Origin of the sequence: Ktedonosporobacter rubrisoli, assembly GCF_004208415.1 — a bacterium.
GTDB classification, from domain to species: Bacteria; Chloroflexota; Ktedonobacteria; order Ktedonobacterales; family Ktedonobacteraceae; genus Ktedonosporobacter; species Ktedonosporobacter rubrisoli.
Map to the genome: position 1 here is coordinate 3,351,734 of NZ_CP035758.1, position 24,872 is coordinate 3,376,605.

The window sequence follows — 24,872 nt, forward strand, 5'->3', positions numbered from 1 at the left end:
ATGCAAGAGAAAGCCTTGGAGAAGGTATATCCTCTTTCGCCTATGCAACTAGGGATGCTATTTCACAGCTTGTATGCCCCTACCTCCGGTATCTATGTTTTACAGTGGAGCTGGATATTTCGGGCGGATCTTGATGTCATAGCCTTTAAACGAGCCTGGCAGCATGTCATTGATCGGCATGCCATTTTGCGTACAGCCTTTGTCTGGAAAAAAGTGGAGAAGCCTTTGCAGGTTGTGCAAAAACAGGTACCTCTGCCCTGGCACGAGTGCGATTGGCGAATGATTGCTGCCCATGAGCAACAACAGAAACTTACAGCCCTTTTGCAGGCTGAACGCGAGCAAGGATTTGAGCCGGCGCACGCCCCGCTTATGCATCTCAGCCTTATCCGTCTCGATGAAACAACCTATCATTTTACCTGGAGTTTTCACCATCTGCTCCTTGATGGCTGGTCTAGCTCCCACGTACTTGAAGAAGTTTTTGCTTACTATGATGCTTTCAAACGGCAACGTGAACTCGATTTGCCATTGCCTCGTCCCTATAATGAATATATTGCCTGGCTGCAAAAGCAGGACATGCAGGCAGCAGAGAACTTCTGGAGAAGCTATCTCGACGGATTTGATATACCAACTCCCCTGGTCCTGAGGAAATTGGGAACAGCCAGCCAGCCAGCCAATCAGCATGTCCAGGAAGTGTATCTGTCCGAGGAAATAACTACAAAACTTCGTCAAGTAGCTCGCCGTGGGCGCTTAACTGTAAACACACTGATACAGGGAGCCTGGGCACTTCTCTTGAGCCGCTACAGTGGCAAAGACGATGTTGTTTTTGGCGTTGTCAGCTCGGGGCGCCCTGCAACATTAGCAGGTATTGAGGCAATGATCGGTCTCTTTATTAATACCCTGCCTTTACGTGTATTTATTGAGCATCATTGTCCCTTGCTCGACTGGTTACAAGAACTACAGACTGGCTATATTCAAGCACAGCAATACGAATATACTCCGCTGACACAGATTCAAAGCTGGAGCAAGATACCGGCAGGCAAGCCGTTATTTGAGAGCCTGCTTGGCTTTGAAAATTTTCCAGAGACGCTTGCTATTTCTGGACAAGAACAACCGTTGGAGATGAACAGCCATAACTTACGTTCTTTCGCGGGAACAAATTACCCGCTCTGCATAGTGGTATTACCGGGCAAAAAGCTTTGTCTGCAAATCATCTATGACACTGGGTGTTTTACAGCTACCAAAATCCATAGTATTTTAAATCATTTGCAAACGCTTCTGGAGAGCTTTGCAGACTGTCAGGATCGAGATTTTCGTCTATCTGATCTTCCCTTGCTTCCTGCGGCAGTTCAGGAGCAGGTACTGACACATTGGAATAGCACTGCCAGGCCTTATCCAAAGGAAAGCAATCTGCCCAGGCTATTCGAGACAAAGGCGGAAGATTGCCCTGATGTCATAGCCCTAGATCAGGGAGGAGTGCAGGTAAGCTATTCTGAGCTTAATCGTCGCGCTAATCAGCTAGCTCATCTCCTTCGCCAGAATAGTGCTCTTGAAGAGAAGCTGATAGGCGTCTATATGGAACGCTCTATCGATCTTATAGTAGCTATCCTGGCAATTCTGAAAGCTGGCGCGGCTTATCTCCCCCTGGATCTTCAGTATCCGCAGCAGAGGCTAGCCTGGATGTTGAGCGACGCACACGCTCCCCTCCTTTTAACGCGGAAAGCACTCCAGGCCCGATTGCCTGATTTTACAGGAAAGATAATTTATCTGGATGCCGATTGGCCATCTATTGCTGTACAGCCAGCGCTGAATCTGGACCTTGCGCTTAGCAGTCAGCAGCTGGCCTATGTCATGTATACTTCAGGTTCCACGGGTCAGCCGAAAGGCGTAGCCGTAACTCAAAGAAATGTAGTGAGACTTGTCTGGCAACCAAACTATGTCAGGCTGGGAAAAGATGAAGTATTAGCGCTGCTGGCTCCCATCGCCTTTGATGCCTCAACTTTCGAGCTGTGGGGCGCTTTACTTAATGGAGGAAGGCTAGCGCTTTATGGAGAAGAGATACCTACCTTAGAAGGTATCAAGCAAGTCATTCGAGATCACGGCATTACAACACTCTGGTTAACCGCTGGCCTTTTCCATCAAATCGTTGAAGAGCATATAGAGGCAGTAGACGGAGTAAAACAAATCCTGGCAGGAGGAGATATATTAGGGGCAAAGCAGGTCGGGCGCGTGCTGGAACGAGGATGGGTAGATAGCTTAATCAATGGGTACGGACCCACTGAAGGGACAACTTTTAGCTGTTGTTATGGTATGACACGGCCGGAGCAAGTTTCCGATCCCATCCCTATCGGCCGGCCTATTACTAACTCGCAAGCCTATATTTTGGACGAGAGGCTCAACCCGACTCCCATTGGAGCGGCAGGAGAACTTTACATTGGAGGCGGTGGGCTGGCGCGGGGCTATCTCAACCGGCCGGAGTTGACAGCAGAGCGCTTTATTCCTCATCCCTGGAGTAAGAAAGCGGGTCAGCGCCTCTATAAAACTGACGATCAGGCATTATGGAGAGAAGACGGTGCTGTCGAATTCCTGGGCAGACGTGACCAGCAAGTAAAATTGCGCGGCTTCCGTATTGAACCAGGCGAAATTGAGGCCGTGCTAAGAGAACATCCTCTTATAAGCGATGCAGTAGTGGTTTTGCACACCACAGAAGCAGACAGTAAGATGCTAGTAGCATATCTTGTTTTCAGGCAAGGAAAATCTTGCTCGACAAATGAGCTGCAAAAATATCTGAAGGAATTCCTGCCAGCTTATATGGTGCCGTCCTCCTATATAGCGCTTGAAGGGCTTCCTTTGACCCCTAATGGCAAAGTTAATCGACGCGCGCTCCTTTCCCCGCAAAATGATCATACGATTAACAGGCAGGATTATGCAGAGCCATCTACCCCCGCTGAAGCACGTCTGACAGAAATCTGGCAGAAAGTGTTAAGGATCGAGCGTATTAGTGTCCATGACAACTTTTTTGAGTTGGGTGGGGATTCTATTCTGGGCATTACTATCCTGGCTAAAGTCAGGCAATCAGGCATGGAGATTAGTTTGAAGCAACTATTTGAGCATCCTACCATTTCCAGTTTAGCCGCGATGGTTGAGGCCAGGCCAGAGAATTCCGAAGAGCAAGCTGAGGTTCAGGAAGAGGCGCCGCTGACGCCGATCCAGCATTGGTTCTTTGAACAAGCCTTACCCCAGGCGCACTCCTGGAGCATGTCCTTGCTCTTGCGCTGCCAGCGTCGTCTTGCCTTCACCCCCTTGCAGCAAACCCTCACCCATCTGCTCAGCTTGCACGATGCCTTGCATCTCTGCTTCCCAGCCTCTGCCGGCCATCGCGCGCGTCCCCAGGAGCCGGTAGCTCCCTTGCCCTTCGTGCAGCTCGACCTCTCTTGCCTCGCGCGCGAGCAGCAAGCGAGCATCCTGCAGGAAGTGAGCGCAGGCCTGCGCGAGCGTCTGGATCTGGAGCGTGGTCCCCTGCTGGCGGCTGCCTTGTTCGAGCTGGGAGCGGGGCAGAGCCAACGTCTGCTGCTGCTGGCTCATCACCTGGTGAGCGATATCGTCTCCTGGCGCATCCTGCTCGCAGAGCTGGCGCAAGGCTATGCAGCTGCCGAAGTGGGCAAGGCTGTGGACCTGCCGGTCGAAGGGCTCAGCTGGCGGGGGTGGGCTCAGCAATTGGCGAGCTATGCCCAGAGCCCGGCTGTGCTTGGGCAACTGGCCTACTGGAGCGAGCAGCAGCAGCGCGCTGAGCAGGAGGAGATGGGCGTGCCGCTGGATTGGCCGGCAGGCGCCAATACCGAGGGGAGCAGTCGGACGCTGCAAGAGAGCCTGGAGCAGGAGAGCACGCAGGCCTTGCTCAGGGGAGTGCCCAAAGTGCTGGGGGTGCAGGTCAGCGAAGCGTTGTTGGCGGCTCTGGTTCTGGCTTTGGCGCCTTGGACAGGACGAGAGCAGGTGTGGGTGGATCTGGAGAGTCATGGACGCCAGAACTGGAAGCCCGAGCAGGATCTCACGCGCACGGTGGGATGGTTTACGGCGATAGCTCCTCTGCGCCTGGATCTAGAGGGGCAGGGAGATGTCGTGGAGCAGATCAGGGCGGTGGCTCGGCAACGGCAGCGGCTGCCAGGGGGAGGATGGAGTTATGGGCTCTTGCGCTTCCTGAGCCAGCATCCCCAGGCCCAGCGTCTGCGCCACATGCCCACTCCTGCCATCAGCTTTAATTATGCTGGACAATCTATTGAAACTTTGCCAGGCGAGTCCCTCTTTGAACTGGCAGAGGAGTCTACCGGCCCCGATTTTGGCCCTTACAATACAAGGGTGCATATTCTCGATGTCAGTTGCCTGGTACAGGAGGGGCAATTGCGAATGCAGTGGACGTATAGCCAGCAGCTGCACGCCCAGACAACGATCCAGCAGCTCAGCCAGCGTTACCTCTTCCATCTGCGCCGCTTCGCCGACTATTGTGCGCAGGCTTCCCCCGTCACCTCATCTCGCCAGCCGCTCTCAGCCCGGCAGTTGCAGGCGGTGCTGGAGCAAGTCACGTTTGAGAAAGGAGAAGCCTAGCCATGCAGCTTGACGATTTGGAAGCCATCTACGCCCTCTCGCCCATGCAAGCGGGCATGCTCTTTCACAGCCTCTATGCTCCCACTGCTCAGGTCTACCTGGTGCAGTACAACGCTCGGCTCCACGGGCCGCTGCAGCCGCAGCGCTGGCAGCAAGCCTGGCAGCAGGTCGTGCAACGGCACGCAGTCTTACGTACGGCCTTTGTCTGGCAGGGGATCGAGGAGCCGGTGCAGGTGGTAGGCAAGACCGTGCACCTGCCCTGGCGGCAGCTGGATGGGAGCCAGTGGTCGGCCCAGCACCTGGAGCAGGTGCTCAAGAGCGAGCGGGAGCAGGGCTTTGACTTGCGACGAGCGCCCTTGCTGCGTGGCTGCCTCATTCGTTTGGGTCCCCAGCGCTTTCACTTTGCCTGGACCTTTCATCACCTGCTTCTCGATGGCTGGTCTGCCTCCCTGATTTTTCAGGAAGTTTTCACGATTTATTCAGCCCTCACTCAAGGACAAGAGCTTTCATTACCACTTCCTCGGCAGTATTGCGACTATATCAATTGGCTACAAGAGCAAAATGAAGAGGGAGCTAAACAGTTCTGGCAAGCCTTCCTGGCAGGCTTTAAAGCTCCGACCAGGCTCCCATATATCGGCAAGTACGAGAAGTTTTCAGAGCAGCCTGTACACCTTGGGCAGGAGGAAGCGCATCTTTCTGTCGAGATGACAATTGCATTGCAACAAATGGCCCGCACGCACTCTTTGACACTCAATACTCTCATCCAGGGAGCCTGGGCACTTCTCTTGAGCCGCTATAGCGGTGAAGAAGAGGTTGTCTTTGGGGTAACTGTTTCAGGTCGGCCAATCGAGCTGGATGGGGTAGAGCAGATGGTCGGACTCTTTATTAATACCGTGCCTTTGCGGGTTCGTGTTGCTCCCATGTGCTCTTTGCTCTCCTGGCTACAAGAGATCCAGGGAAACTGGTTAGATCTGCATCAATATGAGCATAGTCCGCTGCTGCAGATTCAGGCGTGGAGTGAGCTTTCTCCTGGGGAAGCATTATTTGAGAGTATTTGTATTTTTGAAAATTATCCAGAAATTTCCTCATCGCCCTCTTCGTCAATGGACCTGGAAATAGAAAGTGCTCGCTCGTTCGCTATGACAAATTACCCGCTCTCCATTGTTATTGGTCCCGGGGAAAGTCTCCTTTTGCAGATTTCTTATAATAATAAGCTCTTTGATGCTCTAACTGTGCAATGCATGCTGGGGCACCTGCAGGCCTTGCTGCAAGGCTTCCTCGACCATAAGGGATCGAACAGACGCATTTTAGACATACCAATGATTACCGGGCGCGAACTACAACAACTGCAAATAGACTGGAATCAAACGGTCCGCTCCTATCCATTCAATCTTCCTTTCCAGCGGCTTTTTGAAGGCCAGGTCTTGCGTACTCCCGATGCAGTTGCGCTCGTTTGTGGCGATGAGCAGATTACTTATGAGGAGCTCAATCGGCGTGCTAATCAATTAGCGCATCACCTTCGCTTCATGGGGATTACTATAGAAGATACTGTGGGCATCTGTTTAGAACGTTCAGTAGCCATGTTGATAGGGTTGCTTGGCATTCTTAAAGCCGGAGGAGCTTATGTTCCAATGGAACCTTCTTATCCTGGTGAGCGATTAGCTTTTATTGCTAGGGATGCGCGGGTTTGTCTCCTATTGACGCAACAAAAATTGATCTCATGTATACCTAGAACTGAGGGTTTGAGTAAAGTCCTGTTGGATAGAGACTGGCCTATTATTGCGAAAAACAATGGCGAGAATCCCGGCCAGCAGATGCGGCCTGCTAATCTGGCCTATATACTCTATACTTCGGGATCTACTGGCAAACCGAAAGGTGTCATGATCCCGCATCAAGGCCTGGTGAACTATCTTTACTGGTGTGCAGATACCTATGATATGGCAAACGGGCATGGTTCTCTGGTCCATTCTCCGCTCGGGTTTGATCTTACCATCACCAGCTTATTTGCACCACTGTTGAAAGGTCAACGTGTGGTTCTGCTTCACGAAAGTGAAAGCATCGAAGCTTTCGAGGAAGTTTTGCGTCTGCAAGGAGAACTCAGCCTGCTCAAACTAACTCCTACCCACATGGATCTGCTGAGTAAATCCCTTATTTCCCGGCAAGCAGCTCAACAGATTCACACGCTTATTATCGGTGGAGAGGCCTTGCATAGTGAGCACGTTACTTTTTGGCAAAAGGAGGCTCCAGGTACCAGGCTAATTAACGAATATGGACCTACAGAGACAGTTGTTGGCTGCAGTATCTATGAAATTCCTCGCTATAGAAATGTTCAGGGAAGGATTCCGATTGGTCGGCCCATCGCTAATGTGCAGCTCTATGTGTTGGATAGGGATCTGCAGCTTGTGCCGGTGGGAGTCACAGGAGAGCTTTACATTGGAGGAGATGGTTTGGCGCGGGGTTATCTTCATCGCCCCGACATAACTGCTGAACGATTCCTTCCTAATCCTTTTAGCCAGGAGCCAGGAGCGCGATTGTATAAGACGGGAGACGTAGCACGTTACCTCGCGGATGGCAACCTTGAATACCTGGGTCGAAATGATGCGCAGATGAAACTACATGGCTTTCGTATAGAACCTGGAGAAATCGAGGGGATTCTGCAACGGCATCCTGCGATTTGCAGCAGCTTAGTGCTGTTGCATGAAGATCCCTCTGGTGAGAAACAGCTTGTCGCCTATCTGCTCTTCTCAGAGAAGAGGAAAGTTTCAATATCCGACCTACGCTCGTTTTTGGCGGCCCATTTGCCCGAATACATGATACCCACCTCCTACATCCCCTTGGATACGATACCGTTATCCCATAATGGGAAAATCGATTGGCAGGCGCTTCCTGCTCCCTCGCGTTCCTTTCAGAAAATCGAAGCGCAGTTTGTCGCGCCACGAGATGAATTAGAAGTATGTTTGACGAAAATATGGGAAGAAGTGCTAGCCGTACAACCTATAGGAGTGCAACACAACTTTTTTACCCTGGGAGGAAATTCATTGCACGCGATACGGCTTCTTGCTAGGATCCAACAACAAATTAGCCAGAAGCTTTCTCTTTCTCTAGTTTTTCAACATCCCACTATAGAGCAACTGGCTGCTATCATTCGGCAGCAGCGCGCTACTCCTGCACGCACTCCTCTCGTAGCCATCCAGCCACAAGGCTCAAAACTTCCTTTTTTTGCAGTACACCCTGGCAGTGGAGATGTGCTTTGCTATTACGATCTGAGCCGTCATCTGGGATTTGATCAACCATTCTACGCGCTAGAAGACCCTGATATAGAACAGAAAGAGTTTCCCTATCATTCACTTGAATTTATGGCCACGTGCTATATTGAGGCTATAAAAAGCGTCCAGCCAGAAGGGCCATACCTGCTAGGGGGATATTCGTTCGGGGGGCACGTTGCGTACGAAATGGCCCAGCAGTTACGGAGGGCAGGTCAGGATATCGCCTTTCTCGGTATCTTTGATACTGCCACGCCAGCTATTATGAGAGACCTGCCCCACGATGACGCCAGTAACATCATGACAGTTGTTTTAGAGGTTCTACGAGACGTCCCTAGAAAAAGTGCCGGCGAACTCTACTCCCACCTGCAAAACCTGGCTCCTGATGCACAATATGCCTTTGCCCTTGCTGAAATACAAAAGGCTGGTATTGAACTGCCTGATCCAGCGGCTCAATGGTTACGACAGCAGGCGCACATCTTAAAAACTCGGATGCAGGCAATTCATGCCTACTATCCTGTCTCCTATCCAGGTACTCTCACTCTTTTTCGATCTACTGAAATGGAGGAATTCGGAGATTTCAACCTGGATCTTTTGTTAAAGCCTGACCGGGGATGGAATGAACTTTCAGCGAAAGTGGAGATATATATGTTTTCCGGGTACCATGATACGATATTGCTTGAGCCGTGTGTGAGGAAACTGGCTGCGCAGTTAGGGCAATGTCTTCATAATGCTCAGCTAGCTTGCCGGGAGAAAACCTTATGAAGATATTTGCAGCCTTGCGTTCTCGTAACTTAATATTACTTTGGTCTGGGCAGCTAATCTCCCAACTTGGAGATCTGATTATCAAGATTGCGCTCCCTTTTTATATATACCAGCTTACCAGGTCAGCGCTGGATACAGGATTGATGTTTATCGTAGAAACAGTTCCCATTATTTTTCTGGGTTCACTGGCTGGCGTGCTGGTTGACCGCTGGGATAGGCGCTGGCTAATGATTATCGTAGATAGTCTGCGGGCAGTTCTTCTTCTCCTCCTCCTTTTTGTGCATTCTAGTGCTCTGCTCTGGCTGATCTACCTTGTTGCTTGTCTGCAGTCTTGCCTGACACTCTTTTTTGAACCGGCCTACAATGCCTTACTCCCCTCTCTCGTCTCAGATGAGGCACAACTTACTGCCGTCAACTCTCTTACCTCCTTAAGCGACTCTATCACCAGCCTGATCGGCCCATTAATTGGGGGAGTGCTTTTTGCTGCCTTTCATCTGACAGGGGTAGTAGTTTTGGATTGTATTTCATTCATGTTCTCCGCCTTTATGGTTTTGTTACTGATAATGCCTCGATCTGGGAGCAGGCAGCCATCAGTTGAGGAGGGTAGAGAGCTATGGCGGGAGTGGCTGGATGGTGTGAGTTTGATCAGGGGGAAACCTATCGTCAGCATGCTAGTCATTACCTCTGGCATCCTATTTTTATCTCAGGGTATTTTGAATGTGATTATTATAGCTTTTGTGCAAGGGACGCTTCACGGAGATGCCGCTGCCTATGGGCTATTGGTTACCATGCAAGGCGTTGGGACGTTGATAGGCTCTCTTGGTGCAATTTATGTGCGAGAGAGGATCAAACCTGCCTATCTTCTCAGTGGATGCCTGGGAATCGCTGGTGTTTGCTTATTGCTCTGGGCCAGCTTCCCATCCTTACTGCTGGGCTTCTGTCTGCTTCCCGCTATTGGTTTCTTTATTGTGACATTTTCTGTCATTGCTACGACTATGCTGCAAACCAGTGTGGTGAGCGAATTTAGGGGCCGTCTCTTTGGAGTCTTTAATGCGGTAAACGCAGTTATGCTATTGCTAGGGCTAATGATTGTGAGCTTTTTTGGTAACCTCCTGGGAGCGACAACCTTTCTTTTTATCGCTGCTCTTCTGATTATGGGGGTAAGTATCTTGCCCAGTAGTAGTGCAAAACATATGAAGACAGAGAAATTGAGTGAAAGTATATGAGTTATTTATAATATGTATTTACTTTGGAAAGCCTCTTAGCATGTTGTATAGTAATAACATGTTTTTCGTAGGAAGTTGTTTACTCGTTTCTGGAAGAAGGAGACCTTGTTCTATGGACAGAGAAGAAGAAGACAGCAGGATCTACAAAGTCGTCGTGAATCATGAGGAACAGTACTCCATCTGGTTTGCTGACCGCGAGCCTCCATTGGGCTGGAGAGAGGTGGGCAAGCAGGGACTCAAGAGCGAGTGCCTTGCCTATATCAAAGAGGTCTGGACCGATATGCGTCCGTTGAGCTTACGAAAACACATGGAGGAAGTTGCATCAAGGCAAATAAATTCGCAGGAGGGGCCAACCTCATGAGAAAATATTGCAAAGCTTACTATCTCAAAGATCTACGTCAATTTGCTGGATGGAAGGAGCTGTGTAAGCCACATGAGGAGGAAATGAGAGATGAAACGATTGTCTATTTATGGGACGATTTCACTGTGGTGAGCTCTCCTGTGGCAGAGGGACAAGGAGCACTCTGGGATCAGGTGACTCCCCAATGGCGCGAATTTTGTCAGTCCGTGCTACATTTTGAACTCCCGGAAGATTTGTACGCTGTCAGTAGGCAGGAACAAAACCAGGTCTAAATCGGGGGCCAGTTACCCTGGTAGGAGAAGACGACAGCGCTATACATCGAGAGAAAGGAAGCAAAAGGATGGATGAACTGGTCAACCGACTCTCGCAAGGAGAGCATCCCGTCTCAGTCGGAGGTCCCAAGCCGTCTCTGCAAGAGTTTCGCCAGCGCGTGACCGAGATGGGCTATGTTTTTATCAAGTTTACGACGACCCGAGGAGGAACTGACCTGGGGGTCCGCGTTGATCCGGCAGCAACAAATCTGAGCCAGGCGGATTTCGAGCAAGCCAGGGGAGTTGCCCATGTAGAGGGAACACTTACCCTCAATTATGTGAAAGTGCGCTGCATAGCAGAAATTGATCTGAGTACGCTCAACGGCCTTGGACATCTCGTCGTTCTGGAGGAGGTTCATCCCTAAGCTCGGCCGATCGGAGCAGAGAAGGTTGGATCTGCTAACCAGGTTGATCTCTAATTCGCTTGTAGAAGAGGGCAACGGCATCAGAGCTTTCTGAGCGTTTTAGTCACGCTCGCTGCCTGCGCTCTCTTCGCTTGCCGTTGTAAACAAGCAACAGGAATAGGACTAGAGTGAGTCAAAAAGAGCTCCTTATAATTGTGGAGTTTGATAGATTAGATCTTCAAAGTTCTGTTAGAATCTTACAATTGCTGGATTTGTTCTCTTATCTGATCAACGCTGCTTCCCAAGCGAAAGAAAATATGAGCCTTCCCCCATTTGATAGAGTCGGAGAATGTGGAATATACGAGACTCGACCAAACGGGGGAGAAAAATGTCTAAAGAGCAAAAAATCTACACGAAAGAATTCAAAATTGAAGCCGTTCGCCTGGCCGAAACGAGTGGCAAGCCAATCACGGAAATCGCACGAGATCTGGGAGTTTCAGATAGCACGATCCACAATTGGCGTAAACAGTTCTCCGAGCATGGCGAGCAGGCATTTCCAGAAAGTGAACACCAGACGCCAGAAGCCGAAGAACTGCGCCGCCTCAAACGCGAACTGGAAGTCGTGAAACAAGAACGAGACATTGTAAAAAAAGCTCTTCGCATATTTTTACGACAAGAGCGATGAAATTCCAGTTTATTGAAGAGCACAAGCGAGAATATGCAGTGAAGACGATGTGCCGCGTGCTTTCCGTCTCCGAATGTGGCTCTTCTGCCTGGCGTAAGCGCCCAAAGAGTGAGTGTGAACAGAAGAATGAAGCACTCACACAGCATATTCGGCAGCTTTTTGAGCACAATCGCCAGATCTCTGGAAGTCCGCGCAAATGGCACTGCTACAGCGACGTCCCAAGCCAGGTGTGATGCATCACACGGATCGAGGAAGTCAGGAGACGAGTCAGGCATAGCAAGCTCTTTTAGCTGCTGCGGGAATCACGTGTAGTATGAGTCGGAAAGGCAACTGTTGGGATAACGCTCCCACTGAAAGCTTCTTTGGGACGCTCAAACGAGAATGGACTCATCGACTAAGCTATCAGACCCAAGCCCAGGCCCGCCAGTCCGTTTTAACTCGAGAGAAACGTTCTCCAACCGCAAGCGCCGTCATTCTGCGCTCGGTTATCTCAGTCCTGTAGCCTTTGAGCAACGAACGCGAAAGGAGCCTGAAGAAAACGTTGAAAACGTTGACGTAACGTATGTTATCTGCTATATTAAAATTACGTTTAAACGTTTTACGTAACGTTCTCAACGTTTTCTTCATCGAGAGTCTCTTTCCTTGACTTGGAACTCTCAAACGTCCTCCACTTTCTCGACTCTCCTAAAACGGGTCAAGCTCAGTCGTTGGAGACGTTGTTATACCCAGACGGTCAGCCAATCGTGCTCCCCCTTCCCACAGGTAGAGAGGCCAATGGCTTCGATAGCTTCGTGTGACCGCTTCGTCTGACGCGCCCAAGCTTCCACAAAGGAATCTAGATGTTCAGCAAAGACTTTGCGTGGGCAAGTAGCAGTATCACAACGAAACTTACGGACATGGAAAAGCAGTTGGACGTGCTGACCTGCCCATTGCAGGTCAGAAACCTTCCGCGTGTAGTAGCTGCAGACGTGGGTAGCAAATTCACTACAGAGAGGGTATGCCTTTATTGGAGAAGTAGTCACGACATGAACGATCACAAGATCGGAGGTCTCAGTAATTTCGGCGATTTCTAATCCAGCCGGAAGAGAAAGCAAAGATGACACTTCCAACATCATCAGACTCCTCGTAGCGGCATAGAATGCTGACCACCAGAAGAGATGCCTCTCATTCCATCGCCCCTAATGTCTTGAATTGAGAGTTTACGGCCACAGAACCGAACCAAAAATGGGCGACAGATATCGCCTCTATTCCAACTACCCAAGGCTGGCTTTACCTTTTGGTGATCCTGGATGTGAGTCCGCTCAGGTATGAAAAGATGGGGAACCCAGCAAGCTAAACGTAACGTTTGACGCTTTATCATTTATTGGATTATAATAACAACGCCAACGTTACGTAACGTAGAAACGTCTCTCATCCTCCTCAGTTCCAATCGGTGGAGGCTCTACAAAAATGGGTCAAAGTCAAGGAGGCCAGGATTGCTATCTCCGTAAAAAAGGGCCTTCCCTGACCTCTGGAGCAGGAAAAGAGCCCTTCTTTCTACTTCTTTTCATCTCAAATTTGTTGAATATTTCTCTTGCCTGGAGGGGATTTTGCTGAGAGAAAATGTTGGGATCCCGTATACAACTGAAGAGTTTTTATGCTTAGTTCAGGGGATGAAACATGAACAACAGGCTAGAGCGAGAGGCAGAGTATGTAGATTACTTTGTTCATCTCACGTCAGTCACCGAAACTCTATGCGGCCATGCCGAGGGCGTTGCGAACAAACTGTGCGAGGAAGTAATGAAAGTAACCAAGGGGAACGCAATAATCGTGATGAATTCGCCTCAGTTAAATCTGCAAACAACCTTATTACGCTGCGATCCCATCTCTGTAAGGTTTCCTGTTAGATTTCGTGGAATCGTCTATGGTGAGATGTATATCAAAGCCAGCCCTCACCATCCCAGCTATCCTTCCTTACCTCTACCTATTGCTCATGCTCTGGCCCAGACCTGCGGCTTGATCCTGCATACCCTGGAAGTCTCTGCCCTGACACTCAACCGCAACCAGGGAAATAAAGGCCTCCATGGCGCGATTACCAAACGTCAGCGCGAAGTTCTTGTATTAATGATGCACGGATACGATCAAGATGCTATTGCCGAGGCGCTTTCCATCTCGCGTGCAACAGTTAGTAAGCATCGTCAGAACATTTATCAGGAACTAGGCGTCCATAACGAAAAAGACGCCCTCCTTGTTGCTTACCAGGCAGGCATAGTTTCTCCTATTGAAGACATTTCTGCGAACGATTAACTCTTCCCATCAGCTAGAACTGGAGTGCTTGGCATGCCCTTTGCACTCCCTCCAATAAACTCTTAGATAATCTTTTCAGGTAATCGCGGTTGCGCCACAGAGATACATGTTGCGTCTGTTGTGCTGGTCTATCTTGACGTTCTGGCTCTACTGGCGTGGTGACTTGCAAGCCTTTTCTGGCTATATTTGCCATGCGGTCTTCCCTTCAATGGCATAAGGAACAGAGATGGATGCTCTGTTATCTCTTGCACCTGTCTATTGATGTTTGCTCTGTTGCTTGAAACCCATTGCCGTGCCTTGAGACCATCTTTGCGTTGTAACCCAGGTAAGGATACCTGAGAGTGAGCGAAAGTCCTGCTCAAAGGGAAGTGTTTTCAAACCTCTTTTCTACAGATAAAGGGGCAGGTGTGGGGGGATTGATCTACCCTTGTGACAGTAACTGCTGCATGAGGCGTGGCTGAGCCGAAACTTGCAGTGGCGAGACAGAAGTACGATAGCTATCACAAATCTGGCTGGTTCTCGTTTTTGGTGGAACCAGCGTGGCCCCAGCAACAGAGCAAAAAAAAAGTCGTCTTACGCCAATGTGAGCCGCTTTAGTGCCCTCATAAGGAATAATGGTGCTCTCACGCCAGGTAGTACACCGGAGACAGTGGATGAGATGTCAATGCACGCCGTTTAACGCAGCCATATATTGCTCCTGCAAGGCAAGTTATTCTGCTGTTAAAACGGTAACGCCATTCGTCAGGATTGCCATTCAAGTTGTATAAAACGCAAAAGTAAACACTCTTATCTGAGCATGACTTTCCAGTCAGATTTATGTACCATTTATTCGTGCAGTATTGAATACAACATCTTTAACCTGTTCTGTAAATAGGTGGGCATTTCACGTCTCCCATATACAGGAAATGAAAAGTATCGTTCAGCACTTTAGGATCACTAATCCCGAAATGTTGTTAATCTGTGGAAGAAAAGGGCTTTATGACCGATAGACATCTGCGTATAGCGGCGCTTCCACCAGAAAAGCGCCATGAACTTCTGCAAAAATTAGCCGAAAGAAAGCAACAGCAGGAGCGTTCAGAAGCAAAGCTTATACATCTCGGGCGGCAGACCAGGAGCTTCCCGCTCTCGTTTGCCCAGCAGCGACTGTGGTTCCTTGATCAGTTGATCCCAGCCAGCCCCCTTTACACCATTCCGTATGCAGTGCGCATCTCCGGCCTGTTAGAACCTGAGATCCTGCGGGCCAGTCTGCAACAAATAGTTGAACGCCATGAGAGCTTACGCACCCGTTTTATCACGGAAAATGGGCAGGTCCGGCAGATCATCGATGAGTACAAGCAATTGTCTCTGACCGTGAGTACTCTGGAAGGAACGCCTGAGCAACAGGCACAGATCATCCAACAGCAACTGCTCGCAGAGGTCCGGCGGCCCTTCGATCTTGAGCATGGCCCACTCATACGTGCCTCGCTTCTCCAGACAGGACCAGCAGAATATATTCTCCAATTGCCTATGCACCATATCATCTCTGATGGGTGGTCCAACGCAATCTTGATGCGCGAACTAATGGAGATATATACATCACTGCTGGATGGCCGGGACGCTAAACTTGATCCGCTGGCTGTGCAGTACCCAGACTTCGCCGTCTGGCAACGTCAGTGGCTTCAGGGTTCTCTTCTCGATCAGCAGCTCACTTACTGGCAAAAACAACTCGCCGGTGTACCGGAGGCTATGGACCTGCCCATCGACCACCCCTATCCGGCGCAGCAGACCTATCGGGGAGCGCTGGAACGGCTCAGACTACCCGTACCTCTTGTCAAACAGATGCGAGCAGCATGTCAGCGCGAAGAAGTCACCTTGTTTATGTTCCTGCTTACGGCCTTTCAGGTTCTACTGGCCCGCTATACACGTCAGGATGATATCGTCGTCGGCACCGATGTCGCCAATCGAAGCCGTCGAGAAACCGAGCAGCTCGTCGGCTTTTTTGTCAACCAGCTTGTTCTGCGCACCGACCTGAGCAACAATCCCACCTTTCGTCAGGCCCTCAAACGAGTACGTGAAGTGGCACTAGGAGCCTATGCCCATCAGGATATGCCCTTTGATAAACTGGTAGAGATCCTGCAACCCGAACGAGACCTCCGCCATCATCCACTTTTTCAGGTCTCATTCGTCCTGCAAAATACGCCGAATCCGTTCCAACAGGCAGGCAACCTGAGCATCCAACCGTTGGAGATCAATAGCGGCATTGCCAAACTGGCCCTGGATCTAACCATCGATGAAAAAGGCGATGAACTGGCTCTGACGCTCCGTTATCAGCAGGATATTTTTGAAGCCGGGACCATGCAACGCATGCTTGCTCATTACCAGCAACTTCTACAGAGCGCAGTCGAACATGGAGAAGATCCTATTGCCTCGCTAAACCTGTTAACACCCTCTGAGCGTCATAACCTCCTCTACAGGTGGAATGTAAATGAGGGGATCGCCGAAGAAAACCAGCATTGTTATCATGAACTTTTTGAACAACAGGTCGAACGTACGCCCGAGGCCAGAGCTGTTATCGACGGTGATCTGGAATTCACTTACGCGCAGGTTAATCGGCTTGCCAATCGCCAGGCCCACCGTCTGCAAGATGTGGGGGTGGAACCTGGAGTACTGGTAGCGCTGGGCATGACACGCGGAATTTCGCTCCTTCTCTCCATCCTTGCTGTCTTCAAAAGTGGCGGGGCATATCTTCCTCTAGAAACTACTGATCCCGCCGAACGGCTGGTGGGCATGCTCAAGGATAGCGGCAGCCAGTTGCTTCTGACTACACGCGCCCTGGCTCCAACTCTGGATGAGGTCTGTCAACAGGGACAGATTGCGCCAAGGATCATGCTAGTCGAGGATCTTTTAGCGGTCGAGCAGCGCAACACAAATCTCACTGTTACCCAGACGCCGCGTGATCTTGCCTATATTATCTATACCTCAGGCTCAACTGGACGGCCGAAAGGCGTGATGATTGAACAAGAAGGCATGCTGAACCATCTGCGAGCAAAGGTGCAGATCTTGCACCTGGATGAGCACGATATTGTGCCACAGACTGCTTCGCACTGCTTTGATATCTCGATCTGGCAATTTCTTGCCGCACTGCTCGTCGGCGGCACGGTCCAGATCTTCCCTGACACCATTACTCAGGAGCCGCAACAACTGCTACCCAGGCTAGACCAGGCCGGAGTTACGCTCCTAGAGGCTGTTCCCTCGGTACTTCAGGTTATGCTGGACACAGCAATGGAGAGCGGCGATGGACTGCCCACGCTTGCATCTATGCGCTGGTTGATCTCGACTGGTGAGACGTTGCCAGTTCAACTCTGCCGGCGCTGGCAGCAACGCTATCCGGCGATACCGGTGATCAACACCTATGGCGCAACAGAGTGCTCAGACGATACGGCTCACCATATCCAGCAACAGCTTTTGGGTGAGAATGAACTCCAGGTCCCCCTGGGTCTGCCCATCGCCGGTGCGCGTCAGTATGTGCTCGATCAGGAACTTCAACCGGTCCCGGTCGGTATTATTGGCGAAGTCTATCTGGGCGGTATCCCGGTTGGTCGGGGCTATGTTGGCGATCCAGTACGTACTGCGGCAGCCTTTCTTCCTGATCCATTTAGCACTCGGCCAGGAACTCGCCTCTACAAAACTGGCGATCTGGCCCGGCTTCAACCAGATGGCAATCCTCTCTTCGCCGGGCGCATTGACGATCAGGTGAAGATACACGGTCATCGCATCGAACTGAGCGAAATTGAGGCCGTACTGGCCAGCCATCCCTGTGTACGTGAATGCACGGTCATTATACGTGAGGACATGACACAGGACAAGGAGCTGGCGGCATATATTGTGCCTGAGCGCGGCCAGACCCTTTGCCCGGTGGACGAACTGCGCAGCTACTTGCAACGCCGACTCCCGAACTATATGCTTCCCACCGGTTTTGTTGAACTGACCACTCTTCCCCTAACCAGCAATGGCAAGCTCAATCGCAGAGCGCTTCCCAAACCAGAACGCATGGCCATCGCCTCGACGGCTGCATTTTTACCGCCTCGCAATGACGTAGAAGAGGTGATCGCTGGAATCTGGTCCGAAATCCTGCAAGTCGAGCATATCGGACGCACTGATAACTTCTTCGCACTCGGCGGCCATTCACTGTTAGCTACCCGCATCATTGCCCAGGTACGCGCTGTTTTTCGGATACCTTTGCCCCTACGTGTCCTCTTCGAGCAGCCTACTGTCGAAAAACTTGCCAGTATTCTGGTAGACCAGGAGCCAGTGCCGGGGCAGGTGGAGAAAATCGCCCGGCTGATGAAACAGGTGGAACAGATGTCAATTCCTGAAAAGCAAAAGAGCCTGGAACCTGGACAAGGGAAGGAGAATGAGTGATGAGCGAGCCCGAAACTCTTCAGGAGATGAACAAGAAGCTGGCCCTGCTTAATCGTTTACTTGAGCAAACGCCAGGGATACAGCAGATTGGCGAGGAGGTGCCTCGTATAACACGGCGCGCAAAGGATGTCGCTCCGCCGCTCTCCTTTGCTCAGGAGGGCATGTGGTTTATTGACCAGTTGCAGATGGATCGCAACGCCTATGTGATGCCTGTAGCTTATCGCATCGAAGGGATGCTGGATAGCTCTCTGCTGGAGCGCTGTCTTAACGAAATCATTCGGAGGCACGAAAGCCTGCGCACAACCTTCGCCCTGCGTGATGGCGCACCAGTGCAACAGATCGCGCCTGAACTCATGATCAAACTGACCGATGTTCATATGCAGATGCTCGATGACGGCGAGCGGGAACAGCAGGCACACGCGCAGATCCTTGCCCTGGCCAGCCAGCCCATGAACTTGCACACCGGTCCACTGGTACGAGCCACGCTCTTTCATCTGGAAAAGGATGTTCACATATTCCTCTTTGTAATCCATCATATCCTGTTTGATGGCTGGTCAACTGGCTTGCTCTTAAAGGAGATCGCTGCACTCTATGAGGCCTTTAGCCAGAAACAGCCCTCGCCTCTGGCGGAACTCCCGATTCAGTACGCAGACTATGCCATCTGGCAACGCCAATGGATGCAGAACTCCAGCCAGCAGGTTCACTTGGATTACTGGCAACAGAAGTTAGAGAGCGCTCCACATCATTTGGAACTGGCTACTGACCATGCGCGACCACTGACCCCGACCTTCCACGGTGATGCCCACACCCTGCGCATATCCAGAGAACTGACCAACGCCCTCCAAAATCTCAGCCTGCAAGCGGAGGCTACACCTTTTATGACCTGCCTGGCGGCTTTCATCATCCTGCTGGCCCGCTATACAGGCCAGAACGATATTGTTGTGGGATCAGCTATTGCGGGCCGTCAGCAGCTTGAAGTGGAACATTTGATGGGTCTCTTTGTTAATACCCTGGTCTTACGCACCCGGTTAGATAGCGAGCAGACGTTTCTGGATGTTCTGGCAGAGGTGCGAGAGACTGCATTGGAAGCCTATACTCATCAGGATGTACCCTTTGCGAAGCTTGTGCAGTTGCTCCAGCCTGAAAGGCAGAGTGGACGCAATCCCTTGTTCCAGGTTCTGTTTGCCTTTGAACAGTTAAGTACTGATCAGGCCACTTTTGCTCAGATGCGCTGGCAGGACTATGCCATCGGCCAGGAGACCACAAAATTCGACCTCTCTTTGTATGTACACCAGATTGATCAGCACTTTGAGATCACCCTTGCGTATAACACCGATCTCTTTGAATCGGCAACAACTCTGTACATGTTGCAACACTATCAGACCCTCCTTGAGCAGATTGTCGTAGCGCCGCAACAGCGGCAGGCAACCATTAGCCTGTTGTCCGACAGTGAACGCAAACAGATCCTGGGGGAGTGGTACCAAACCGCAGCGATATATCCCGATCAAAGCACACTGCAAAGCCTTTTTGAAAACCAGGTGGACCAGGCCCCAGAGCATGTGGCTGTGGTTTTCCAGGACCAACATCTGACCTATCAGGTTCTGAACCAGCGGGCTAATCGTCTGGCTCATGACTTGCTCAGACAAGGGGCTGGTCCAGGCACTCAGCTTGGCATCTGCGTCGAGCGTTCGCTGGATATGCTGATTGGTATTTTGGCTATCATCAAAACAGGAGGAGCCTATGTGCCGCTCGATGCCACCTATCCAGAGGAAAGGCTTGCCTTTATGGTGCGCGATGCCGATGTCCACCTGATCCTGACCCGGCACAATCTGCTGCCATATCTGCCAGCTCAGGCCTGTACCTTTATCTGTCTTGATGATAACCCTGGGAGTGAGCAGGAGCACAATCCTGCTGACCTGGCCTGTGCCGACGATCTGGCCTATATTATGTATACATCAGGTTCTACGGGCCAGCCCAAGGGTGTGAGCGCAGTTCAGAGAGGTGTGATACGGTTGGTTAAAAATACTAACTACATGTGCTTTGATCGTTCTGAGACCTTTCTGGCTTTCGCGCCTATCTCCTTTGATGCCTCAACTCTGGAAATCTGGGGACCTTTGCTAAACGGTGGTCGGTTGGTGATTCTACCACCCGCTATACCTGCGTCAGAAGAACTGACCAACACTCTCACACGGTACGGCGTGACCACTCTCTGGCTCACGGCTGGCCTGTTCCATCAGGTGGTTGAACAGAACCTTGATGATCTCACAACCGTGCGTCAATTGCTGGCCGGAGGTGATGTACTCTCCATTGCCCATGTGCAAAAGGTACTCCGCTCAGGCAAGGTTGAGCGCCTGATCAACGGCTATGGGCCAACTGAAAATACCACTTTTACTTGCTGCTATAGTATGCAGAAGCCTCTCCCTGATGGCCAAACCTCGGTCCCGATCGGGCGACCTATCGCCAATACTCAGGTCTATCTGCTTGATGACGACATGCAACCTGTGCCTGTTGGCATCCCTGGCGAGCTCTACATCGGGGGCGATGGTCTGGCCCGTTCATATTATAAACGGCCAGGCCTGACCGCGGAACACTTCCTACCCGATCCGATCAGCGGACAAGCTGGCGCACGCCTCTACCGCTCTGGCGATCTCGCCCGCTACCTGCCTGATGGAACCTTACAGTTTCTGGGCCGCAACGATCGTCAGGTCAAGGTACGTGGGTTTCGCATCGAACTTGCCGAAATCGACGCTGCTATTGGCCAGTTACCTGGCATTTTACAGGTCTCCACTCAAGTCTATACAGAAAGCGAGAGCGACAATAAGATCCTGATCGCTTATCTGGTTGTTGATCCGGCTCAGCCATTTACCAGTGAACAAATGCGTTCCGCCTTGCAAGAACGGCTCCCTGCCTATATGGTTCCTGCGCTCTTTATAAAGTTGCCAGAACTCCCTTTAACTCCCAATGGCAAAATTGATCGTGAGGCCTTACCTGGCCCGGAGTTTGCGCGGTCCAATATGCTGGAGCACTTTGTAGCTCCGGCAAGCACCGGGGAAAAGCTGCTGGCAGATATCTGGAGCAAGGTTCTGGGGATCTCAGAGATTGGCATCTACGACAATTTCTTCGCTCTAGGTGGCGACTCCATACGCAGTATCCGTATCCGTAGTCAGCTCAAACAGGCTGGCATTGACTTGAGCCTGCAACAGATCTTCCAGCACCAGACTATCCACGCCCTGGCTCAAGTATTGCCAGCAGAGGGAATAAAGCAGGGAGCAGCTCTGCCGACCTCGGCCTTCAGCCTTATCTCTGAAAATGACCGGGCGCATCTACCAGCCGAAGTCGAAGATGCCTATCCCTTAACCAGATTGCAGGCTGGTATGATCTACCATGCTGAATTGGCAGGAGATGGCAGTGTCTACCACAACGTTCTGAGTCTGACCTTGCACAGCAAGCAGATCGACCTTGACCTTCTGGAGCAGGCTATCCTTCAGGCGATTCATCAGCACCCTGTTCTGCGCACAGCCTTCGATATGAGCACTTATAGCCAGCCCCTACAGCTTGTCTATCGAATCGCAAAACCAGTTATTTTTAGAGAAGACATTCAGCATAAGACTGATGCGGAAAAGCAGATAAGCATTGACAATCTAATTAGGTATGAGCGCTCTCATACCTTCGATCTCAACCAGCCCTGCCTGTTGCGTTGCTTCGTCCATTTGCGCTCCGCTACAACCCTGCAATTGACAGTCACGTTCAGCCACACCATTCTTGATGGTTGGAGTCTGTACGGGATCCTCGCTGACATCTTCACTGCCTATACTACCGGGCTCGCAAAGGGGCAATTACCGCCACTGGATACGTTCAAGACATCCTTCCGCGACTTCGTTTATCTTGAACAGCAGGCCTTGCAATCCTCAGAAAACAGAGCATACTGGCAGAAGCAGTTACAGGACGCCAGTATTCTCACGTTGCCGCGCTGGCCACAACGCACAAAAGCAGGCGATCGACGCATCAAGACGCTCCGCTACATAGTGCCGCAAGAGGGCCTCAAGTCTCTGGCTCGCCTCGCCTCGGTCCCTCTGAAAAGTGTCCTGCTGGCCGCGCATAGCAAAGTGTTGCAAATGATCAGCGGCCAGAGCGACATCCTGACCGGCGTAACCACTGATGGCAGACCTGAAGAGCTCGATGGGGATCGAATACGCGGCCTCTTTCTGAATGTTCTGCCATTCCGTATACAATTGTGTGCAGAAAGCTGGTATGATCTGGTACAAAAGTGCTTCCAAATCGAACGTGAGGCGCTTCCTTTCCGCCGCTATCCGCTCAGTGAAATGCAAAACGCCATCGGCGGTCAGGAGCTTTTGCAGACGCTCTTTACCTTTGAACACTTTCATACCATTCAGCAGGCCAACGAGACTGGGGCGATCAGCATTCTGGACTCCATCAGCTATGGCGATGCCAGTTTTGCTCTGAGCGTCGATTTTGGTCTGGACCCTGCCTCGCACCAATTGACGCTGAGACTTGATTTTGCCCGGGCTGTGTTTTGCGATGAGCAGATGGAGGCCATCTGTGCCTATTATCAGCAGATCCTGCATGCTATGGCCACGCGACCAGAGGAGCACCATGAGACGCGCTCTTTCCTTACTTCAAGCGAGTACCAGCGTCAGATTGAGACATGGAATCGCCGTCTAACCGAAACAACCGGAACAAAAGGGTTCTCTCAACTCTTCAATGAGCAAGTAGCGCGAACACCCGACGCTCTGGCAATTATCACTCAAGAACGCCATGTAACGTATCATGAATTGCAGCAGGAGGTTGAACGGCTGGCCGCCCATCTACAACATCTGGGAGTGGGACCGGAGCAGATTGTTGCCCTGCTGCTTGAGCGGGGTATAGAACTGATTAGTGCATTCCTGGCTCTCTGGCAAATCGGCGCAGCCTGTCTGCCGTTAGATCCCACGCATCCAGACAACCGCTATCAACAGATGTTCAGTCAGAGCAGAAGCAGGCTTGTGCTGACCATGCATCAGCATGTCGAGAGGATACAACGGGTCGTCGCAGCATGGCCGGAAGAGGAACGGCCTGCTATCGTACAGCTTGAGAAATTGCCACCACAGAGGGGGCTTCCCCTGGAACCGGTGGCCTATCAGCCGCAGAGGCTGGCCTATATCATGTTTACATCTGGGTCAACCGGCATACCTAAGGGCGCATGTGTCGAACAGGAAGGCATGCTCAATCATATGCAGGCAAAAGTGGCAGATGTCGAACTTAGAGCAGGCCAGAGGCTAGCCCAGAATAGTCCTGTTGGCTTCGATATCGTGATATGGCAATGCCTGGCCCCCTTCCTGGTGGGAGCCACCGTCACCGTCGCTGGAGATGAACTGGCTTTCGATCCAGGCAATCTGCTACGCTGGCTCCAGAAACAGCGAATCAGTGTCTTGCAAGTTGTTCCATCGATGATGCGAGCACTGCTTCAAGAAGTCGAACACACATCTATCGTGCTCCCTGACCTGCACTGGATTGTTCCGACTGGTGATGCCTTGCCCACCGACGTGTGTACGCGCTGGCTGAACCTCTTCCCACAGATCCCGGTACTCAACACCTATGGCTCAACTGAGTGCTCGGATGACCAGTGCCATGTAGCTATACGGCATGCGCCGGGAAGCGACTACGAACTCCCCATTATCCCGATCGGCCATCCCATTCCCGGTATGCGGGCCTATATCCTCGATCAATGGTATATGCCCGTACCAGTGGGGGTTGCAGGCGATCTGTATATTGGCGGCACAGGCGTAGGCCGGGGCTATCTGCACGATCCAGCGAAAACGGCTGAGGTCTTTCTACCTGATCCCTTCGCACGTGCAGCCGGAGCCAGGATGTATCGAACCAGGGATCTGGCGCGTTTCCTGCCCGGAGGGGAGATCGAATTCCTGGGCAGAGTCGATCAGGTCATTAAGATTCGTGGGCACCGCATCGAACCGGGAGAAATTGAAAAGACGCTCCTTCAGCACCCGGCAGTGCAGGACTGCGTAGTTGTGGTTCATCAAGAGGAACAGCGCGACAAAATCCTTGTCGCTTATATCGTGCCGCAGCAGCCCGGTGGAGAGGAAAAGACCGGGATAGGAGAGATGCTGCGACAGTTTCTAGGCGAAAAATTGCCCGCCCATATGGTCCCAGGAGTCTTTGTGCTGCTTGAGACGTTGCCGCTCAATAGCAACGGCAAGGTGGATCGCAAACAACTCCCACCTCCTACCGGGCAGCAGGCGAGAGACGGCGAGGTCTTTGTCACGCCGCGTACGGCGCTGGAACAGATTATCAATGATATTTTTGCAGAGATACTTCATCGAGAGCGGATCAGTATTCATGAGCATTTCTTTGAATGCGGTGGACATTCCCTGCTGGCCACCCAGGTCATCTCTCGCATAAGGTCAATGCTTCAGATCGATTTACCCTTAAAAATGCTGTTTACTTATCCTACGACTGCTCGTCTGGCGGCAGCCATCCTTGAGCATAAGGCCGAACAACGTCAGCAGATCGAGAAGATAGCCCTGCTCCTGGTAGAGTTAGCTGCGCTTTCAGACGAAGAGGTTGACCAGCTTTTCGCCGAGAAGATCGTGACAACAGAGGAGAATAACTAAGT

At 51.3% G+C, this 24,872-nt stretch carries 10 protein-coding genes and 2 pseudogenes; 11 read left to right on the top strand and 1 reads right to left on the bottom strand.

Going from position 1 to position 24,872, the window contains the following annotated elements:
- The 7 genes and pseudogenes from EPA93_RS15055 to EPA93_RS50935 form a co-directional block, all read left to right on the top strand.
- Entirely contained in the window at positions 1-4,599 is a 4,599-nt protein-coding gene (locus EPA93_RS15055; RefSeq protein WP_129888303.1) for a non-ribosomal peptide synthetase, read from the top strand.
- A gap of 2 nt (positions 4,600-4,601) precedes the next feature.
- Complete coding sequence (locus EPA93_RS15060; RefSeq protein WP_129888304.1) at positions 4,602-8,627, top strand: non-ribosomal peptide synthetase; 4,026 nt, start codon at positions 4,602-4,604, stop codon at positions 8,625-8,627.
- Positions 8,624-9,853 (top strand): MFS transporter, encoded by a 1,230-nt coding sequence (locus tag EPA93_RS15065; protein WP_129888305.1) that lies wholly within the window; start codon positions 8,624-8,626, stop codon positions 9,851-9,853. Before EPA93_RS15060 ends, EPA93_RS15065 begins: the two co-directional genes overlap by 4 nt.
- 112 nt (positions 9,854-9,965) lie before the next feature.
- Complete coding sequence (locus EPA93_RS15070) at positions 9,966-10,214, top strand: MbtH family protein (protein WP_129888306.1); 249 nt, start codon at positions 9,966-9,968, stop codon at positions 10,212-10,214.
- Complete coding sequence (locus EPA93_RS15075) at positions 10,211-10,486, top strand: hypothetical protein (protein ID WP_129888307.1); 276 nt, start codon at positions 10,211-10,213, stop codon at positions 10,484-10,486. The genes EPA93_RS15070 and EPA93_RS15075 overlap by 4 nt, the downstream gene beginning before the upstream one ends.
- 68 nt (positions 10,487-10,554) lie before the next feature.
- Positions 10,555-10,890: an MbtH domain protein gene (locus EPA93_RS15080; protein ID WP_129888308.1), complete on the top strand. Its 336-nt coding sequence runs from the start codon at positions 10,555-10,557 to the stop codon at positions 10,888-10,890.
- Between the two features lie 367 nt (positions 10,891-11,257).
- A pseudogene (locus tag EPA93_RS50935) lies at positions 11,258-12,067 on the top strand (transposase); the annotation flags it as partial.
- Between the two features lie 206 nt (positions 12,068-12,273).
- On the opposite strand, the gene EPA93_RS15100 reads toward EPA93_RS50935, so the two are convergent.
- Positions 12,274-12,669, bottom strand: a complete 396-nt coding sequence (locus EPA93_RS15100; RefSeq protein WP_129888312.1) for a transposase family protein — start codon at positions 12,667-12,669, stop codon at positions 12,274-12,276.
- Positions 12,670-12,683: 14 nt separating this feature from the next.
- Between EPA93_RS15100 and EPA93_RS49740 the strand changes: the two are divergent.
- From EPA93_RS49740 to EPA93_RS15115, 4 genes and pseudogenes are all read left to right on the top strand, one after another.
- Positions 12,684-12,848, top strand: a pseudogene (locus EPA93_RS49740) (IS3 family transposase); the annotation flags it as partial.
- A gap of 365 nt (positions 12,849-13,213) precedes the next feature.
- The gene (locus EPA93_RS15105) at positions 13,214-13,840 is read left to right on the top strand and encodes a response regulator transcription factor (RefSeq protein ID WP_129888313.1); all 627 of its coding nucleotides are present in this window, start codon (positions 13,214-13,216) and stop codon (positions 13,838-13,840) included.
- A gap of 978 nt (positions 13,841-14,818) precedes the next feature.
- Positions 14,819-18,241 (top strand): non-ribosomal peptide synthetase, encoded by a 3,423-nt coding sequence (locus EPA93_RS15110; RefSeq protein ID WP_129888314.1) that lies wholly within the window; start codon positions 14,819-14,821, stop codon positions 18,239-18,241.
- Positions 18,241-24,870 (top strand): non-ribosomal peptide synthetase, encoded by a 6,630-nt coding sequence (locus tag EPA93_RS15115; RefSeq protein ID WP_129888315.1) that lies wholly within the window; start codon positions 18,241-18,243, stop codon positions 24,868-24,870. Before EPA93_RS15110 ends, EPA93_RS15115 begins: the two co-directional genes overlap by 1 nt.
- The last annotated feature ends 2 nt before the right edge of the window (positions 24,871-24,872 follow it).